Genomic DNA, 3,649 nt, shown 5'->3' with positions numbered 1-3,649 from the left:
GGAGTTGGATTCACTCGAAGGCGTTGAGCTAACCGCAAGGAGGCAGGCGACCACAGTGGGTTTAGCGACTGGGGTGAAGTCGTAACAAGGTAGCCGTAGGGGAACCTGCGGCTGGATCACCTCCTTTCTAAGGATCGTGACGAAAGCGCTGATGCTAGACATCAGAAGAGCTTCGTCATTTCCAAAGAACATTGCCGCCGTCCTCATGTCCCTTCATCACTGGAAAATACGCTCTGGCAGCAGAGCGTATCTGCCTGGCAGGCTTTCGAGCGCCTCGCGCTGCTGTAAAAAGCAGCCTGCGGGCACCGGGCCGGTAGCTCAGGTGGTTAGAGCGCACGCCTGATAAGCGTGAGGTCGGAGGTTCAACTCCTCCCCGGCCCACCAATTGCTTGGCTGGGGGCTTTAGCTCAGCTGGGAGAGCGGTTGCTTTGCAAGCATCAGGTCATCGGTTCGATCCCGATAAGCTCCACCAAGCAACTGCGCAGCGATCTATCGCGGAGCAGCACTGAAAACTGCGCAGCGATTGCGCGCAGCGGACAATTTCCAGAGATGAAGAGTAGCGGTTTACCGGATACGTCCGGTGATATGGCGCACGTTGTGCGCCTCTTTGACATTGTGAATGGGTTTTTTAATCGATGCCGTGGCGACATGGGATTGGTTTTTGTGCGTTTGCCGCAAGGCAGACGGATGAAGGTCAGTTCGGTGTTGTACACACAAGATTATCTGGCTGAGTTTAATAACCACACCGATACAAGCCGCTTCAGTGCTTCTCCAGTGCTGATGTTGGTGGTGTGGACTCTCAAGCGTGAGGTAAGGGCATCTGGTGAATGCCTTGGCATGTACAGGCGATGAAGGACGTGGCACGCTGCGATAAGCGTGGGGGAGCTGTGAGCAAGCTTTGATCCCGCGATTTCCGAATGGGATAACCCACCTTCACCATTTAAGACTGGCCCAGTAAGTTCCTTTCGGGGAATTTGGCTGGTCCCGTGTTAAATGGGAGAGGTATCACTAAGCTGAATAAAATAGGCTTTGGTGAAGCGAACCCGGAGAACTGAAACATCTCAGTACCCGGAGGAAAAGACATCAACCGAGATTCCGTTAGTAGTGGCGAGCGAACGCGGACCAGGCCAGCGCCTGGGATATAGTTAGCAGAACAGTCTGGAAAGTCTGGCCATAGCGGGTGACAGCCCCGTATGCGAAAATGATATCTCAGGACTTGAGTAGGGCGGAGCACGTGAAACTCTGTCTGAACATGGGGGGACCACCCTCCAAGCCTAAATACTCGTACATGACCGATAGTGAACCAGTACCGTGAGGGAAAGGTGAAAAGCACCCCGATGAGGGGAGTGAAACAGTACCTGAAACCGGATGCCTACAAGCAGTGGGAGGGTCCTTGAGACCTGACCGCGTACCTCTTGCATAATGGGTCTGTGACTTAGTGTATCAAGCAAGCTTAAGCCGTTAGGTGTAGGCGCAGCGAAAGCGAGTCTGAATAGGGCGACCATAGTTTGATGCATTAGACCCGAAACCCGGCGATCTATGCATGACCAGGTTGAAGGTGCGGTAACACGCACTGGAGGACCGAACCGTTCAATGTTGAAAAATTGTCGGATGAGTTGTGCTTAGGGGTGAAAGGCCAATCAAGCCGGGAAATAGCTGGTTCTCCGCGAAATCTATTGAGGTAGAGCGTCGGATATTTGCCGTTGGGGGTAGAGCACTGGATGGTTGCGGGGGTCGCGAGATCTACCAATACTAACCAAACTCCGAATACCAACGAGTCTAGTCCGGCAGACAGACGGCGGGTGCTAAGGTCCGTCGTCAAAAGGGAAACAGCCCTAACCTACAGCTAAGGTCCCCAAGTCACGTCTAAGTGGGAAAGCATGTGGGATTTCCAAAACAACCAGGAGGTTGGCTTAGAAGCAGCCATCCTTTAAAGAAAGCGTAACAGCTCACTGGTCTAAATAAGAGATCCTGCGGCGAAGATGTAACGGGGCTCAAGACGTGCACCGAAGCTTAGGGTTCAGCACTTAGTGCTGAGCGGTAGCGGAGCGTTCCGTAGGCCGTTGAAGCGATCTGGTAATGGGTCGTGGAGGTATCGGAAGTGCGAATGCAGACATGAGTAGCGATTAACAGTGTGAGATGCACTGTCGCCGAAATTCCAAGGGTTCCTGCTTAAAGCTAATCTGAGCAGGGTAAGCCGGCCCCTAAGACGAGCCCGAAGGGGGTAGTCGATGGGAACCACGTTAATATTCGTGGGCCTGGAGGTGTGTGACGGATGGCGTAAATTGTCAGGGCTTATTGGATTGCTCCTGGCAGTGAAGTTGTCCCAGGAAATAGCCCCTCCGTATAGACCGTACCCTAAACCGACACAGGTGGAATGGTAGAGTATACCAAGGCGTTTGAGAGAAGTATCCTGAAGGAACTCGGCAAATTGCCTCCGTACCTTCGGAAGAAGGAGGCCCCACATATGCGCAAGCACTTGTGGGGGGCACAGGCCAGGGGGTAGCGACTGTTTAGCAAAAACACAGGGCTCTGCTAAGTCGGCTTCAAGACGACGTATAGGGCCTGACGCCTGCCCGGTGCCTGAAGGTTAAGAGGAGGTGTGCAAGCACTGAATTGAAGCCCAGGTAAACGGCGGCCGTAACTATAACGGTCCTAAGGTAGCGAAATTCCTTGTCGGGTAAGTTCCGACCTGCACGAATGGCGTAACGACTTCCCCACTGTCTCCAGGATATGCTCAGCGAAATTGAATTCTCCGTGAAGATGCGGAGTACCCGCGGTTAGACGGAAAGACCCCGTGCACCTTTACTGCAACTTCAGAGTGGCATTAGGAAAGAGCTGTGTAGCATAGGTGGGAGGCTTTGAAGCATCGACGCCAGTTGATGTGGAGCCATAGGTGAAATACCACCCTGCTGTTTTCTGATGTCTAACCTCGTACCGTTATCCGGTACAGGGACCCTCTGTGGTGGGTAGTTTGACTGGGGCGGTCGCCTCCTAAAGAGTAACGGAGGCGCGCGATGGTGGGCTCAGGACGGTTGGAAACCGTCTGTTAGAGTGCAATGGCATAAGCCCGCCTGACTGCGAGACTGACAAGTCGAGCAGAGACGAAAGTCGGTCATAGTGATCCGGTGGTCCCTCGTGGAAGGGCCATCGCTCAACGGATAAAAGGTACGCCGGGGATAACAGGCTGATGATTCCCAAGAGCTCATATCGACGGAATCGTTTGGCACCTCGATGTCGGCTCATCACATCCTGGGGCTGGAGCAGGTCCCAAGGGTTTGGCTGTTCGCCAATTAAAGTGGTACGTGAGCTGGGTTCAGAACGTCGCGAGACAGTTTGGTCCCTATCTGCCGTGGGCGTCGAAATTTGAGAGGAGTTGACCCTAGTACGAGAGGACCGGGTTGAACATACCTCTGGTGTACCTGTCGTCACGCCAGTGGCGCAGCAGGGTAGCTATGTATGGACGGGATAACCGCTGAAAGCATCTAAGCGGGAAGCCTCCCTCAAGATAAGATTTCTTCGAGCCGTCGTAGACCACGACGTTGATAGGCTGGATGTGGAAGTGCGGTAACGCATGGAGCTAACCAGTCCTAATTGCTCTTATCGCGCTTAAGAGTCCCACCATCAACATCAGCACTGGCAACAGTGA

2 tRNA genes and 2 rRNA genes are annotated in these 3,649 nt (G+C 53.6%); all 4 read left to right on the top strand.

Annotation, left to right across the window (positions count from 1 at the left end):
* Positions 1-127, top strand: a 16S ribosomal RNA gene (locus tag F4U95_RS24460); the annotation flags it as partial.
* A gap of 180 nt (positions 128-307) precedes the next feature.
* Positions 308-384, top strand: a tRNA-Ile gene (locus F4U95_RS24455).
* Between the two features lie 12 nt (positions 385-396).
* A tRNA-Ala gene (locus F4U95_RS24450) sits at positions 397-472 on the top strand.
* Positions 473-801: 329 nt separating this feature from the next.
* Positions 802-3,613: ribosomal RNA gene (locus F4U95_RS24445) — 23S ribosomal RNA — on the top strand.
* Positions 3,614-3,649: the final 36 nt, after the last annotated feature.

The sequence above is a fragment of the Sphingobium limneticum genome (assembly GCF_008710165.1).
Taxonomy (GTDB): domain Bacteria; phylum Pseudomonadota; class Alphaproteobacteria; order Sphingomonadales; family Sphingomonadaceae; genus Sphingobium; species Sphingobium limneticum.
This window is presented reverse-complemented; position numbering and strand designations above follow the sequence as displayed.